At 41.8% G+C, this 15243-nt stretch carries 11 protein-coding genes; 8 read left to right on the forward strand and 3 right to left on the reverse strand.

What is annotated here, in order from left to right; translation table 11 throughout:
• Positions 1-100 precede the first annotated feature (100 nt).
• From glgB to NSQ49_RS16705, 5 genes are read left to right on the forward strand one after another with little or no spacing between them, the layout of a single operon-like run.
• Entirely contained in the window at positions 101-2047 is a 1947-nt protein-coding gene (gene glgB / locus NSQ49_RS16685; RefSeq protein ID WP_159869782.1) for a 1,4-alpha-glucan branching enzyme, read from the forward strand.
• Positions 1989-3134, forward strand: a complete 1146-nt coding sequence (locus NSQ49_RS16690) for a glucose-1-phosphate adenylyltransferase (protein ID WP_159869785.1) — start codon at positions 1989-1991, stop codon at positions 3132-3134. Before glgB ends, NSQ49_RS16690 begins: the two co-directional genes overlap by 59 nt.
• Positions 3135-3188: 54 nt before the next feature.
• Positions 3189-4217, forward strand: a complete 1029-nt coding sequence (locus NSQ49_RS16695; RefSeq protein WP_251284584.1) for a sugar phosphate nucleotidyltransferase — start codon at positions 3189-3191, stop codon at positions 4215-4217.
• Positions 4214-5665, forward strand: coding sequence for a glycogen synthase GlgA (gene glgA, locus NSQ49_RS16700; protein WP_251284585.1), 1452 nt, complete (start codon positions 4214-4216; stop codon positions 5663-5665). The genes NSQ49_RS16695 and glgA overlap by 4 nt, the downstream gene beginning before the upstream one ends.
• Positions 5655-8069, forward strand: a complete 2415-nt coding sequence (locus NSQ49_RS16705; RefSeq protein ID WP_251284586.1) for a glycogen/starch/alpha-glucan phosphorylase — start codon at positions 5655-5657, stop codon at positions 8067-8069. Before glgA ends, NSQ49_RS16705 begins: the two co-directional genes overlap by 11 nt.
• 380 nt (positions 8070-8449) lie before the next feature.
• Here the strand turns inward: NSQ49_RS16705 and NSQ49_RS16710 are convergent, their stop codons facing one another.
• Complete coding sequence (locus NSQ49_RS16710; protein ID WP_251284587.1) at positions 8450-9286, reverse strand: dimethylarginine dimethylaminohydrolase family protein; 837 nt, start codon at positions 9284-9286, stop codon at positions 8450-8452.
• Positions 9287-9442: 156 nt separating this feature from the next.
• On the opposite strand from NSQ49_RS16710, the gene NSQ49_RS16715 reads away from it, so the two are divergent.
• Positions 9443-9655: a hypothetical protein gene (locus NSQ49_RS16715; protein ID WP_048011093.1), complete on the forward strand. Its 213-nt coding sequence runs from the start codon at positions 9443-9445 to the stop codon at positions 9653-9655.
• Positions 9656-9720: 65 nt separating this feature from the next.
• On the opposite strand, the gene NSQ49_RS16720 is transcribed toward NSQ49_RS16715, so the two are convergent.
• Positions 9721-10476 carry a TraR/DksA C4-type zinc finger protein gene (locus NSQ49_RS16720; RefSeq protein WP_251284588.1) on the reverse strand — a complete coding sequence of 252 codons (756 nt, stop codon included), beginning with the start codon at positions 10474-10476 and terminating at the stop codon, positions 9721-9723.
• A 284-nt stretch (positions 10477-10760) separates the two neighbouring features.
• Complete coding sequence (locus NSQ49_RS16725) at positions 10761-11693, reverse strand: 1,4-dihydroxy-2-naphthoate polyprenyltransferase (RefSeq protein ID WP_159869803.1); 933 nt, start codon at positions 11691-11693, stop codon at positions 10761-10763.
• Positions 11694-12089: 396 nt separating this feature from the next.
• Between NSQ49_RS16725 and NSQ49_RS16730 the strand changes: the two genes are divergently transcribed.
• Positions 12090-13499: an isochorismate synthase gene (locus tag NSQ49_RS16730; protein WP_159869806.1), complete on the forward strand. Its 1410-nt coding sequence runs from the start codon at positions 12090-12092 to the stop codon at positions 13497-13499.
• The gene (menD, locus tag NSQ49_RS16735; protein WP_159869809.1) at positions 13496-15241 is read left to right on the forward strand and encodes a 2-succinyl-5-enolpyruvyl-6-hydroxy-3-cyclohexene-1-carboxylic-acid synthase; all 1746 of its coding nucleotides are present in this window, start codon (positions 13496-13498) and stop codon (positions 15239-15241) included. The genes NSQ49_RS16730 and menD overlap by 4 nt, the downstream gene beginning before the upstream one ends.
• The last annotated feature ends 2 nt before the right edge of the window (positions 15242-15243 follow it).

Consider the following 15243-nt stretch of genomic DNA (forward strand, 5'->3'; position numbering starts at 1 on the left):
GATACTGTCATAAAATTAAAAAAACTTTTACAAGGGATTTTCTCAGGTTCGGCGAATATAACAGGAAAGTCAAAAGAAACGAGACTAGGTGGGGAGAAGGATGGTAGTGGATACTTTGTTGCCAACCGATTATCAACTGCATTTGTTCCATGAAGGGACTCTCTATGAGAGTCACCAGTTATTTGGTGCACATGTAATTTCAAACGGTGAAACAGTAATTACCCGTTTTTGTGTGTGGGCACCGAATGCTGAAATTATCAGATTAGTCGGTGATTTTAATGATTGGAATGGAGAAGGCTATACCTTACATAGAGTGAATAATGAAGGTGTCTGGGTTATTCAGCTTGATGGAAACATGGAAGGTGCCTTGTATAAGTACGAAATTACAACAAAGAAAGGAGATAAGCAATTAAAGGCTGATCCTTATAGCTTTTTTTCAGAAGTAAGGCCAAATACAGCCTCTAAAGTTTATTCGCTGGACGGATATAAGTGGAATGACAGCAAATGGATGCAAAAGAAAGAAAAGAAGCCTATATTCACAGAGCCTGCGGTCATTTATGAGGTCCACTTGGGTTCGTGGAAGCTAAAAGAATCTGGGAGCCTGTATACGTACAGGGAGCTTGCAGATGAATTAATCCCTTATGTGGTAGAGCACGGGTTTACTCATATAGAAATGCTTCCTCTAATTGAGCACCCGCTCGACGCTTCATGGGGGTATCAGGGAACAGGCTATTACTCGATTACAAGCCGTTACGGGAATCCGCATGATTTTATGTATTTTGTTGATCAATGCCACCAGCATGGTATAGGCGTCATCATGGACTGGGTACCGGGGCACTTCTGCAAAGATGCTCATGGCCTTTACCAGTTTGATGGTTCGCACCTGTATGAGTATGAAACAGAAGGCGACAGAGAGAACCGTGTATGGGGGACCGCTAATTTTGATCTCAGCAAAAATGAAGTTCAAAGCTTTCTTATCTCCAACGCTGTTTTTTGGATGGAGAAGTATCATATTGACGGCTTCCGGGTTGATGCCGTGGCTAATATTATCTACTGGCCTAACCGGGATGGAAAGACAGAAAATCCTTTCGGCACCCGCTTCCTGCAAAACTTAAATAAAGTTGTATCCCAATATGACTCTTCCTTTCTAATGATGGCAGAGGATTCAACAGACTGGCCGCAAGTGACTGCACCAGTCCATTATGGGGGGCTGGGCTTTCATTATAAGTGGAACATGGGCTGGATGAATGATGTCCTTACATATATGGAAACAGCGCCTGAGAGGCGATCTGATGTCCATGGGAAAATGACATTTTCACTTTTGTATGCTTTTACTGAAAACTTCATTCTGCCTTTTTCACATGATGAAGTTGTCCATGGAAAAAAATCGCTGCTTGATAAAATGCCGGGAGATTACTGGCAAAAGTTTGCCCAATACAGGCTCCTGCTAGGCTATATGATGGCCCACCCGGGCAAGAAGCTGCTATTCATGGGGAGTGAGCTTGGGCAGTTTTCCGAATGGAAAGATAAAGCCCAGCTTGATTGGCACCTGCTGGATTACGAGATGCATAAAAAAGCAAATGATTATGTGAAAGATTTAATAAAGGTTTATAAACGTTCAAAGCCTCTTTTTGAGCTTGATCACCTTCAGGATGGCTTTGAATGGATAGATTGTCATAATTCACACCAATCCATTTTTTCCTTTATCAGGAAAGGCTCTAAAGAGGAAGATTATCTGGTGATTGTCTGCAATTTCACACCTGCTGTATATCCTAAATATCGTATAGGTGTTCCAAATATGGGATCTTATCGGGAAATACTCAACAGTGACAGTGATAGCTTTGGAGGAGCAAATTGCACCAACAAAAGGGTCCTTAGGAGTGAGGATAAAGAGTTTCATGGCAAGCCATTCAGTTTGGAAATGTCCATTCCGCCATTTGGCATTTCAATATTACGCCCTGTAAAACATCGGAAGGAGAGGAAGGAAAATGGGAAAGAAAAAGTGCGTCGCAATGCTATTAGCAGGAGGAAAGGGGAGCAGGCTTAGTTCTCTGACAAAAAGTCTGGCCAAACCGGCAGTTCCTTTTGGAGGTAAGTATAGAATCATTGATTTTACACTGAGCAATTGCACCAATTCAGGAATTGATACAGTCGGTGTTCTGACACAATACCAGCCGCTTGTTCTGAATTCGTACATTGGCATAGGCAGTGCATGGGATCTTGATAGAAGGAACGGCGGCGTGACAGTGCTGCCTCCTTACAGCGAATCATCGGAAGTCAAATGGTATACAGGTACTGCCAGTGCCATTTATCAAAACCTTAACTATCTAAAGCAGTATGACCCTGAATATGTCCTGATCTTATCAGGTGATCATATTTATAAAATGAATTATGACCTGATGTTGAATTATCATATTGAAAAAGGTGCAGATGCCACTATATCTGTTATTGAAGTGCCATGGCCGGAGGCAAGCAGGTTCGGCATCATGAACACGGATGAAGAGATGCGGGTCGCAGAATTTGATGAAAAGCCAGCTTATCCAAAAAATAATCTGGCCTCCATGGGAATATATATTTTTAATTGGTCTGTTTTAAAGGAATATTTGGAAATGGATGACCGCAATCCGGAATCAAGTCATGACTTTGGAAAGGATATTATTCCATTAATGCTAGATGAAAATAAAAAGCTGTTCGCATACCCGTTTAATGGCTATTGGAAGGATGTTGGCACAGTTAAAAGCTTGTGGGAAGCAAATATGGATTTACTTGATGATGAATGCGAGCTGAATCTATTTGATCATGATTGGCGGATTTATTCTGTGAATCCGAACCACCCTCCACAATATATTTCAACTCAAGCAGAGGTTGCAGAGTCTTTGATAAATGAAGGCTGTACGGTTGAGGGAGAAGTTGAAAAGTCAGTGCTGTTTCAAGGCGTTCTGGTTGGGAAGAATACGGTGATCCGTGAATCGGTCATCATGCCGGATGCTGTAATAGGTGAAAATGTTTATATTGAGAAGGCGATTGTGCCAAGCGGAATGAACATACCTGATGGCATCGTAATTACTGCCTCCGAAGAGGATGAAGAAATTATTCTGATAACAGAGGAAATGATAGAGGGAATTTGTTCTTAATTTTACAGCTGGATGCCAAAATGGCTACTGGCCAATTAAACGGGAGGGAATGTCATGAAGAAGAAAATGCTTGGTGTAATAGACGCAACAACCTATCATGAAGATTTAGAGGAATTGACAGTACACAGGTCGCTCGCAGCTGTTCCGTTTGCAGGCCGGTATAGGCTGATCGATTTTGTTCTCTCTAATATGGTCAATTCGGATATTGAAAGTGTTGCCATATTTCCAAAGTATCAGTACCGCTCCTTAATGGACCATCTTGGTTCCGGGAAGAACTGGGACTTAAACAGAAAGAGAGATGGGCTATTCTTTTTCCCATCGCCTTTGCTGGATAGCCCAAGTAAGGGGATCGGATCTTTTCATCACTTTGCTGCTAATTTGGATTATTTTTACCGAAGCAAGCAGGAGTATGCACTGATCTCAAATTGTTTTACCGTTTTTAATATGGATTTCAGGCCTGTTCTGGATAAGCATATTATGACGGGGTGTGATATTACAGTTGTTCGCCAGGATGGCCGCTCTCTTGAAATGTACCTTGTAAAAACTTCACTGCTTATTAGTTTAATAGAAAATAGAAACGAAACAGGATACACATGCATGAGTGATGTTGTGACAGATATTCACCATTCGTACACGATATGCAATTATGAATATACTGGTTTGGCTGTTATGATTGATTCCATTGAAAATTATTTTGCAGCCAGCATGGGGCTATTGGAGCCGGAGGCATGGAAAAGTATTTTTCTGCGCAGCCAGCCAATTTATACAAAAGTAAAAGATGAACCGCCAACCCGATATGTGAAAGGTGCGAGCGCAAAGAATTCGATGATTGCAAATGGATGCATGATTGAAGGGACAGTTGAGAATAGCATAATTTCCCGCGGGGTCAAAATTGGCAAGGGATCAGTTGTGAGAAATTGTATAATTATGCAAAAAACGCAAATTGGTGAAAACTGTGTTTTAGACTCTGTTATTTTAGATAAAGATGTTAAGGTAGAATCCGGTGCCAGAATTGAGGGAAGACATGAAATGCCTCTGGTAATTCGCAAGGGTACCGTACAAGGAGCGCTGATGAACTCGTGAAAGTATTATTTGCTGTATCTGAATGTGTTCCATTCGTCAAATCCGGGGGTCTTGCCGACGTAGCCGGTTCACTCCCGAAAGAGCTTGCCAAACAGGGTACTGACGTACGAGTGATTCTTCCCAAATATGGCTCCATTTCAGATGATATTAAAAAGAAAATGTCAAAAAAGTGCGAGTTTACAGTTCAGGTAGGCTGGAGAAATCAGTATTGCGGAATTGAAGAACTTAAGCACCAGGGAATTACATTCTATTTTGTGGATAATGAATATTACTTTAAGCGTGAAAAATTATATGGCTATTATGATGATGGGGAGAGGTTTGCCTATTTTAACCGGGCTGTGCTGGATGCTCTGCAGCATATTGATTACTATCCGGATGTTATTCACAGTCATGATTGGCATACCGGGATGATTCCTTTTCTGCTCAGGGTTGAGTATCGGGCAAAAAAGGGGTATGAATTCATTCGGACAGTCTTCACCATTCATAACCTTCAGTTTCAGGGGATTATGCCAGGGGCTGCTTTAGGCGATCTATTAGGACTTGACTATATCCATTTTCATCCAGATAAGCTTGAATTCTTCGGAAATATTAATTTTATGAAGGGCGGGCTTGTTGCTGCTGATAAAATTACTACAGTCAGCCCTACGTATAAAAATGAAATTCAAACAGAGTATTACGGTGAGAAGCTGCATGATTTGCTAAAGCGCAGGGCTTGTGACCTGGAAGGAATCTTAAATGGGATTGATGATGAATTTTATAGTCCCGAGAAGGATCCATACATAAAAGAGAATTATGCCGCTGAACACCTGAAGATAAAAAAAGAGAATAAAGTTCACCTTCAGAAAAAATTCGGCTTGCCTGTGAAGGAAAAGGTTCCATTAATCGCCATGGTTACGAGGCTGACAAAGCAAAAGGGCCTGGATCTTGTAAAATGTGTGTTCCACGAACTTATGCAGGATGATGTCCAAGTTTTAATTCTGGGAACTGGTGATCCTGAGTTTGAGCAATTTTTCAGGGAGATGGAAGCGGGCTATCCAGAAAAATGCAAAGCATATATTGGGTTTGATGAAGGCCTGGCACATGAATTCTACGCAGGGTCCGACTTATTCTTAATGCCTTCACAATTTGAGCCCTGCGGTTTAGGGCAGATGATTGCGATGAGATATGGATCCATTCCCATCGTCAGGGAAACAGGCGGTTTAAATGATACTGTTCACTCTTACAATGAATATACAGGTGAGGGGAACGGTTTTTCCTTCAGCCATTTTAATGCCCATGATATGCTGTTCACCATTCAAAGAGCAATTAGCTTTTATAGTGACAGCAAAATATGGGAGCAGATTATGAAAAATGCGATGGGGATGGATAACAGCTGGGCACAATCTGCTTTCAAATACAATCAGCTATATGCAGGCCTTGTTTCAAGGAGTGAAAGTCATGTTTTCTGATAAAGATGAGTTCAAAGAGGAATTTCTGAAGAAACTGGAGATGACCTGTGGAAAAAGCTTTGGCGAAAGCACTGAAAGAGATCAATACTTCACTCTTGGAAATATGATCAGGGAACATGTGAGCACAGAGTGGATTAATACAAATGAGCGTTACCGCATCGATCGTGAAAAGCAGGTATATTACTTATCCATCGAGTTTTTATTGGGGCGCCTTCTTCATCATAATCTGATAAACCTGGGAATTGAGGAGATTGTAAAAGATGGCCTGGCAGATCTGGGCATTGACCTTAATCGCCTTGAAGAAATCGAAGCAGATGCAGGGCTTGGAAACGGGGGACTGGGACGTCTGGCGGCTTGCTTTATGGACTCGCTGGCATCCTTAAACCTTCCCGGTCATGGATTTGGGATTCGTTATAAGCATGGCTTATTTGAACAGAAAATTGTGGATGGCTATCAGGTGGAGCTTCCGGAGCAGTGGCTTCGGAACGGCCATGTCTGGGAAGTTCGAAAAGCCGACCTGGCAATTGAAGTTCCTTTTTGGGGGAAAGTCGAAACAGCTGAGGAAAACGGCAGGCTTGTGTTCCGCCATGTGAATGCTGAAACAATTTCGGCTGTCCCTTACGATATGCCTGTCGTTGGGTATAAAACAGATACAATTAACACTCTAAGGCTTTGGAATGCTGAGCCATCTCCTTATCCTGTAAATCATGATATTTTAAAATATAAGCGGGAAACTGAATCTGTTTCCGAGTTTCTCTATCCTGATGATACCCATGATGAGGGAAAGATTCTTCGGCTTAAGCAGCAATATTTTCTTGTTTCGGCCAGTATACGTTCCATTGTACGATCATATCGAAAGCAGCATACTAGTTTAAGAGATTTCCATGAACACGTGAGCATTCATATTAATGATACTCATCCGGTTCTTGCTATTCCTGAACTTATGAGAATCCTGCTGGATGAAGAAGGAATGGGCTGGGAGGAAGCCTGGAATATTACGGTCCGGACGATAGCCTATACGAATCATACAACTCTTTCAGAGGCGTTGGAGAAATGGCCTATCCGCATTTTCCAGCCGCTGCTGCCGCGAATTTATATGATTGTGAATGAAATCAATGAACGTTTTTGCCGCGAGCTTTGGGACAGATATCCGGGTGAATGGAAGCGGATTGAGGATATGGCAATCATCGCACATGACCAGGTTAAGATGGCTCACCTTGCTCTTGTCGGCAGTTCCAGTGTTAATGGTGTGGCCGCACTCCATACAGAAATCTTAAAAAAGAGGGAAATGAATCAGTTTTATGAAATATTCCCGGAAAAATTTAATAATAAAACCAATGGGATTACACATAGAAGATGGCTGCTGAAAGCCAATCCGCTTTTATCTGATCTTATTAATGAGAGCATTGGGGCTGGCTGGATTCTGGAACCGGAGAAACTTCGCGAACTGGCAGATTTTAAGAATGATAGGGTCTTCCTTGAGCAGCTGCATCAGGTTAAGCAATTGAACAAAGAAAGATTAGCGAAGCGCATTCTGGAACAGCAGGGTATTGTGGTTGATACATCTTCCATTTTTGATATTCAGGTTAAGCGTCTGCATGCATACAAGCGCCAGCTGTTAAATATTCTTCATGTTATTCATTTATATAATAGGCTAAAGGAAGATTCAGACTTCCACATGCACCCGCGGACATTTATTTTTGGAGCAAAAGCATCCCCTGGCTATTACTATGCAAAGAAAATCATCAAATTAATTAATACCGTTGCATCTAAAGTAAACAATGATCCGCAGACAAATGATGTTTTAAAGCTGATCTTTCTTGAGAATTACCGGGTTTCGCTTGCGGAGGAAATTTTTCCTGCTGCAGATATCAGCGAGCAGATTTCTACAGCAAGCAAGGAAGCTTCCGGTACTGGCAATATGAAATTCATGATGAATGGCGCCCTGACAGTAGGCACACTGGATGGAGCCAATATTGAGATAAAAGAAAAAGCTGGAGATGACAACATCTTTATCTTTGGATTAACAGCAGATGAGGTCCTCAGCTATTATCAAAATGGCGGATATAACTCGAGGGAGTACTATCACCATGATAAGCGAATCCGTCAGGTGACCGATCAGCTCGTAAATGGATTCTTCCCGGATGCCGATGGTGAGTTTGAGCCCATTTTTGATTCACTGCTGATGGAAAATGACCAATACTTTGTATTGCGGGATTTTGCTTCGTATGTCAATATCCAGAAAGAAGCAGGTAAGGCTTATGAAGATCGGGATCATTGGCTGAAAATGAGCTTAATGAACATTGCCGGGTCAGGCTATTTTTCTAGCGACCGCACCATCAGTGAATATGCCCGGGAAATCTGGAAAATTAAAGCCGCTGGTGTTGAGATGATGAATAAGTAGCAAGAAGAACAGCCCTTCATGTGAGAAGAGGCTGTTTTTTTGTTTGAGTAGAATAAAGCACACAATTAAGTATTCAAGAGAGTATGGGAGTTTTTCAGTGCTGATAAAGACCAAAAAGAAAGCGTACAAGAGAGGGTGGGGATTAAATGGATGGATTGAGATGACCAGAAGGAAATGTGGGTGAATCGGGAGGAATAGTGCCCAATAAGAAGCTGTCCCAGGAAAAAAGGGAGTTTACCGGGTGGAATAAATCCCAAACTGAATGTGCTTCAGAAAAAAGGGAGTTAATCACAAGAATTAACTCCAAAACGGCAGTTTTCCATTAGACATTACTAGCACATAATAAAAAAGCGGATTCCAAGGAATTCGAAGCTGGTAACCTATCCTTTACTCCTTCTAACCGGCATCGTACAGCAGCGGAAGGCTCCGCCTGATTTGATGATTTCCGTGATATCTACCTCGATAACCTCGTAGCCTCTAGCCTTCAGCTCTTTATTAACATTTTTATTGACGGGAAGACTAAATACTTTTTTATTGCCAATGGAGAGGACATTTGTTCCGAGTGTGAATTGCTCCTCTTCCGACACTTTTATTAGATCATAGCGTGATTCCAGCATTTTTACTTTTTCCCCGTGAATTTCTCCTGGAAAAATAAGAGCTTCTTCAGGTGAAATGATATTAAATACACAGTCAAGATGGAGATATGTATCAGTAAAGGGGATGGATATGACTTCATAATTAGGTATAAGGCTGCGAAGATGCTCAATCGCTTCTTCGTGGGTCCGGCTGCTTACTCCGGCGTAAATAGTATTGCCATCAATAAGAACATCGCCTCCTTCTATACGATCCCCCTTAAGATTGTAAAAAGGAACCTGATTCTTTTCCAGCCATTGTTTCAAAATATTTTCTTCTCCCTGGCGAATATCAGTACCCATTTCGGCAACATACACTGTTTCTCCGAGTGTGAACCCGATATCACGGGTAAAGACCTGCTCAGGGTATTTTTCAAACGGGGACAGAAGCACGACATCAATTCCTTCATTTTTTAATGCGCTGACGAAATGCCTGTGCTGCTCCATCGCCACATTGATATTAATTCCCTCTTTTTCATAATGCTTCTGCGTTTCATTAATGGTATCCACGATCGTCATGTACTTCGGTTCACATAATACCACTTGTTCGAGTTTGTCATATTCGGAAAAGCATGCTGCTTTCATGTATGCGGCCTCCCAGCAATTTATTCTTAAAATAATATTGCCTATGTGGAGCAGTTTTACTCTGTAAACCTAAAGTATTAACAATAATTTCCACTTCAAAAAAGGTTTAAAAACCCTGATAATGAAATCATTAGATAAAAAGGGGGTAGCTGTTAAATGTACCAGATCGAGAGAGGATCAATGGAAGAAGTTTTGCTGCATCTTCAGAATATTGGACTGCAATTAAATGAATTCGAGAAAACTAGTGATTCTATTCCGGTTAAAAATTATAAAGAACTGCTGGAATTCAGCATCTCCATTGCCCGCCGCACAAACGACGTTTCCGATACAATAGATGAGATTATCCAGGATATCGAATCCAAATTATAATAAATACGGGTATCTTATTTTGCCATTTGACATAAAAAAGCGATGCATCTGCATCGCTTTTACTTTTATTCCTTATCTTCATCCACATAGCCGTCAGTTTCATGATACGGCACATCACCGAAAGGCGCTTCGATATCATTTTCATACAGCACGGCTTCGTACTCTTCCTGTTTCTTGGAAGGATAGATTTTTCTCTCCTTGCCTTTAAGATCATTCCCGACAAATGTCTCATAATCTTCTGTAAACCCTTCGTCATCATGGCCTTCATTATAAAGGGAGTTATAATCTTCATAGTCGCCCCTTAAATCAGAGGGTGTCTCAGAAGTGCCAAAACGGGCAACTTCCTGAAAGCTGTCTTCATTATCAACTACTTCCCTGAATTGATGATGCTGAAAGGTATTCCCATGTGCGGGCTCAAGCACATCTTCCTCAGCAGGGCGGTCTCCCGGCACGGTTTGCTCCGGACTATGATCTTTACAGTAAAGGGTTGCTGGAATCACTTCCAGCCGCTCGTAAGGAATATCAGAGCCGCACTCTTTGCATTTCCCGTATGAACCATCTTCAATTGCCTGAAGTGCTGCTTTCACTTTATTAAGCTCAGAGTCATGATGCTCTTCTAAAGCAAAATCCTTTTCGCGTTCGTAAAGTTCAGAACCCATATCTGCCGGATGGTTATCATAAATAGATAGCTCTCCTACTGAATCTCTGGCACTTGCACCCTCCAGACTGCCTTCTTTATTGCCTTGCAGCTGGGACTCCAGTGATTCCTTTTCATCATTCAATTCCTTTTTTAACCTGCTGATCTGTTCATTGGTCAACATATTATGTCACATCCTTGGTTTTGATGATATTGGTAAAAGCTGATCTGATAGTCAAGCCTATAATTAAGCCGAGCTCTGACAGTTTTACTCCGCTGGATATCAAATCTTAGTCCATATGGGTTTAGTATGGACGTAGTTTGCAAAATCATAACGGAAGAAATAATTTTACGGCTCTGCTCTTCCTTAAATAAAAAATACCCGTAAAAATTGGAATGAAACCAGGGTGACGATTTTGATGTTTTTTCCAACAAAAAACCCCTGCTATAAGAGCAGAGGTTTAATAATTATAAAAGATATCCGAGAAACAGGCCTACTGATAAAAGGAAGCCAAAAATTGTATTTGTCTGCGCTGTTGCTTTCATCGCGGGCATCATTTGCATCGGCAATGAGTTGCCGATAAAGCCTTTCGTTGCTTTAATGGCTTTGGGTGCACTAAGGACAACAATTGCAAGCCATGGTGTTATGAGATTCATACCGATTAATATGAAGACCCATGCATAGGACACGATAAACATGCCTGCAAGCAGGTTGATCGCTCCTTTTTTCCCTAAAAGAATGGCCAATGTTTTACGGCCGAATTCCTTGTCCCCATCCAGGTCTCTGATATTATTGGCCAGCAGAATGGCGCCAACAAGAATCAATATAGGGAAGGAAACTAACACGCTTGTTGCAGTTACAGTTCCTGCCTGGATATAAAAAGAAATAAGGATGATGAGCATGCCCATGAAAAATCCTGCAAATAATTCACCAAATGGTGTGTATGCGATCGGCAGTGGACCGCCTGTATATAAATAACCTACTGCCATAGAGGCAAGTCCAATTGCTGCAATCCACCAGCTTGTGTTCATGCAAATATAAAAGCCAAGCAATATTGAAACCCCGTAAAGCCCAAAGGCCAAATTCAAGACCGTTTTTGGTTTGATTCCTTCACGGACAATCGCTCCGCCGATTCCAACAGATTCTTCCGTATCAAGACCTCTTTTGAAATCGTAATATTCGTTAAACATATTGGTAGCAGCCTGAATCAGCAGACTAGCTGCCAGCATGGCAAAAAACAGGCCAAAATTTATTTCGGTAAGTTCCATTGCAAGAGCTGTTCCAAGCAGAACCGGAACAAAAGCAGCGGTCAGAGTATGCGGCCGGGTCAGCTGCCACCAGACTCTCCAGTTCTTGGAGCTGGGAGCAGGCGGAAAATTGGTCTGTGCTTGTGGTTGCATAATAACTCTCCCCTTATTTATCTATTCTGTAATGGTATTATTCAATGCATCATTCAAACTTGTTTATTTTAACCGATTATCAGGGTATTGTCAAAGTAAGCCCTGTACGCCAAACTATACCAAACACCTTAAGTTTAGGTAATTAAAGCAGGAGTGTCAACGTATTATTGCCGTAAAATGTACCGGTATTTTCCATGTATGAATGAACGTTACAGGTATTTACAGTGAACCTGAGATTAATTGATATTATAGATGCAGAAAGTAAGCTATAATATAAAGGATACAAAAAGGAACAGCCTGATTGACATCATTGACATTCCTTGAATCACAGGTGTATCTTAGAATAAGTTTAAAGTAGGATAACGGCAATTTTCAGCTGTTATTGGAGGGATTTTTTTGGTTACGATACAAGATACGGAACTAAAAGAAGGGATCCAGGAGGCGATTGAGAGGGCTAAAGCTCTGTCAAAGCCTGTTTTAGTGAGCGAAGTGCAAAAAATAAACCATATAGACCCCCTTTCTTTTTATGCGGCAGGAAAGAGCCGTTTTTTTGGTGAACGCTTTTTCTGGAAGGATCCTTCCGGTGAAGCATATTTATTAGGGCTGGGTATTTGCAGGCAAATCCAGTCAGACGAGAGTACCGGCAGATTTGATCGAGTTGAAAAAGAATGGAAGCGTTTTATTAACAATAGTATAATTTTTAACCCTTATAATAACCATGCTACAGGGCCTGTGATGTTTGGCGGTTTTTCTTTTGACCCGATTAAGGAGAAAACAAAGCTTTGGTCGAAGTATTCCGATTCCCTTTTTCATGTGCCGACTTATATGTACAGTGAAATGAATGGACAGGCCTTTCTGACAACTAATGTAATCTGTACCCGGCATGATAGCGAGTCTCTTTTCGAAAAGATAGTGGCTGAAAGAAGCATGCTAATAGGTTCTATCAATGATTATCACCCTGAGTGTGCAAACAATCTACAGGAAGAAGCAGATATCAATCCTGAAAAATGGATGGAAACAGTAAATGAGGTTGTTGAAGAACTAAAGTCAGGAACTTCATTAAAAAAGGTTGTGCTTGCGAGGGAATCCAGGCTCAATTATGAAAAGCCGATTGAGATAGAAAGGGTTCTCCAGAATCTGATGAAAATGCAGAGTGAAAGCTTTATATTTGCGTTTGAATCGAACGGTGACTGCTTTATAGGAGCCTCACCTGAACGCCTTATAAAAAAATACGGAGAAAACGTATTTACAACTTGTCTTGCAGGTTCCATCCCCAGAGGTAAAACGGAAGAAGATGATCATATCCTTGGAGAAGCATTATTGCATGATCAGAAGAATTTGACTGAACATCAATATGTGGTTGATATGATAAAGGAAGCAATGGAAGAATCCTGCACAGAAGTTGAACTGCCAAATGAACCGCAGCTGATGAAGATGCGGGATATTCAGCATCTATATACTCCTGTAATAGGAAGAACTAAGGAAGATGCTTCACTGCTTGCTTTAGTCGACCGTCTTCACCCGACGCCTGCCCTTGGGGGCCTGCCTAAAAGAGAAGCAGTAGAAAAAATCAGAGAAGTAGAAGATCTCGATCGCGGCTTTTATGCTGCCCCATTAGGATGGATGGATTTTAGAGGAAATGGCGAGTTTGCTGTTGCAATAAGGTCTGGTCTTATTCAGGGGAATGAGGCCTCCTTATTTGCAGGCTGCGGAGTGGTACAGGATTCAAATGCCAAAAGCGAGTACCAGGAAACAAAGATTAAATTCCGGCCTATGCTTACGGCTCTTGGGGGTTATGAAAAATGAATCATCAGGAAGCTTTAACTTCATATATAGCCGCATTTGTGGCTGAATTAGTAAAAAGCGGGGTAGAGGATGTCGTGGTCAGTCCCGGCTCCCGTTCTACCCCAATGGCAATGGTAATGGCAGAGCATCCGGAGCTTCGTGTACATATTCATGTAGACGAGCGTTCGGCTGCCTTTTTTGCGTTAGGGCTTGCTAAAGCATCCAAAAAACCTGCAGCTTTACTGTGTACGTCCGGAACGGCTGCAGCTAATTACTACCCTGCCATTGTGGAAGCCCGGTATTCCAGAGTGCCGCTCATTGTGCTTACCGCGGACCGGCCTCATGAACTGAGGGATGTAGGCGCTCCACAGGCAATCGATCAAATTCATTTATATGGTAATAATGTAAAGTGGTTTGTTGAGATGGCTCCTCCTGAGAAATCAGAAGAAATGCTTCGATATGCCCGAGCGGTATGTGCGAGAGCTGCCTCCGCTGCAATGAGTTCTCCTGCAGGGCCGGTTCACCTTAACTTTCCTTTCCGTGAACCGCTTGTTCCGCACTTGGATCGTGCTGATTTATTTGAGCTTAGTGAACGAACCGAAGGCTATGTAAATATTCAGGGTGGGAAACTTAGTTTGCCTATTGAAGAGTACAAAGAATTGGCAGAGGTTTTAAACTCCGCTAAAAGAGGGATTATAATCTGCGGTCAACTGGAAAAATCCGGCTTCCCCGATGCTGTTATTAGACTGGCGGAAAAGCTGAACTTTCCGGTCATTGCCGACCCATTATCACAGCTTAGAAGCGGACACCACGATGGCAGCTTCATTATAGATACATATGATACCTTTTTAAAAATTGACGATGCGAAAAAGGCTCTTAAGCCGGATGTTATTATACGCTTTGGTGCTATGCCTGTATCAAAGCCATTGTCCATTTTTATGAAAGAGAACAGCTCGGCTAGGCAAATTATTGTTGATGGAGGCGGAGGCTGGCGGGATCCTGCGCTGATCTCGACTGAAATGATTCATTGTGATGAGCTCCAGTTCTGCGAATCTGTCTTTCCATATCTCATTACCCCGAATAATGATGAATTCTTTGCACTGTGGAAAAAGATCAATGATCTTACAAGATTAAAGCTGGCAGATATTAAACAAGTAGAACAATTAAGCGAAGGGAAATTATTTTATCAGCTGGCTGAAATTCTTCCGGAAGGCTCAACCTTGTTTGTAGGGAATAGTATGCCTATACGTGATCTGGATACTTTCTTCCATGTTAATCAAAAAGGCATCAGAGTCATGGCCAACAGGGGGGCAAATGGCATTGATGGGACTGTATCAACTGCTTTGGGTGCCGGAATGTCGTCAAAGCCGCTCTATCTTGTGCTGGGGGATTTAACTTTTTTCCATGATTTAAATGGTTTAATCGCCTCTAAACAGTATGGAATTGATATCAATATATTGCTGATTAATAATAATGGAGGCGGAATCTTTTCATTCCTGCCTCAGGCCAATTTCCCCAATAACTTTGAGAAACTGTTCGGAACACCGCTGGATCTGGATTTCAGCCATGCCATTAAGATGTTTGGCGGCGAATATGATTTAATAACAGACTGGGAACATTTTCTTTCCGCCTTTAAACGGAACCTGGATAGACCTGGCTTGAAGGTAATGGAAATTACGACAAATCGGGAAAGGAATTTAACTGAGCATCGAGAATTGTGGAATTCTGTTTCCCGGGAAATAAGTCGATTGCTGGAAGGGTGAAT

It is taken from the genome of Cytobacillus sp. FSL R5-0377 (assembly GCF_038004385.1).
In the GTDB taxonomy this organism is placed as follows: Bacteria; Bacillota; Bacilli; order Bacillales; family Cytobacillaceae; genus Cytobacillus.